Origin of the sequence: Streptomyces sp. IBSBF 2435 (genome assembly GCF_036815005.1) — a bacterium.
Taxonomy (GTDB): domain Bacteria; phylum Actinomycetota; class Actinomycetes; order Streptomycetales; family Streptomycetaceae; genus Actinacidiphila.
The window spans coordinates 1-751 of record NZ_JAJSYW010000396.1; the positions used below are offsets into that span (position 1 = coordinate 1).

The 751-nt window shown below is 76.6% G+C and carries 1 protein-coding gene; it reads left to right on the forward strand.

The genetic code is table 11. From position 1 onward, the window contains the following. Positions 1-92: 92 nt before the first annotated feature. A partial coding sequence (locus V7E46_RS33660) for a TerD family protein (protein ID WP_333771945.1) occupies positions 93-751 on the forward strand: 659 nt, incomplete at its 3' end.

The following is a 751-nucleotide window of genomic DNA, read 5'->3' on the forward strand; positions in this document are numbered from 1 at the left end:
CCCGTAACCCCGCCCCCACCTGCGGGCCCCGCCCGCGAACCGCAGCCGCGAAACCCTCGGCGGACCCCGGCACGCCGATGCAGACTTGCCGCATGACGTCGAAGCCGCTGAGCAAGGGTGCCAACACGCCGGTCACCGCATCCGCCGTACGGGTGGTGCTGACCTGGGCCGCAGGACCGCCGGGAGGTACGGACCCGGACGCGTCCGCACTGCTGCTGACCCGGGACGGGAAGGTGCGCGGGGACGACGACTTCGTCTTCTACAACCAGCCGCGGCACGCCTCGGGCGCGGTACGCCATATGGGCAAGCAGGGCGCGGGCGGCGTGGTGACCGACACCGTCGAGGTGGACCTCGGCCGGCTCGAAGCGGCGGTCGACCGGGTCGTGCTGGCCGCGTCCGTGGACACCGGGACCTTCGGCGCGCTGTCCGGGCTCGGGCTGCGGCTGGTGGACGCCGGGGCCGGCACCGAGCTGGCGCACTTCGACTTCGCGGCGGCGACCGAGACCGCGCTGGTCGGCGGCGAGCTGTACCGGCGGGACGGCGGCTGGCGCTTCCGGGCGATCGGGCAGGGGTACGCGGCGGGCCTGGCGGGGCTCGCGACGGACTTCGGGATCAGCGTGGACGAGGACAGCGCCGCCGCGCGCACACCCGCCGCCCCGCGGCCCGCGGGCCCCCCGCGCCCCCCGCCGGGCCAGCCCACGGTGCAGGGCGAGGACCTGGGTGCGTGGGTCCAGGCGCAGCGCCTGGACTG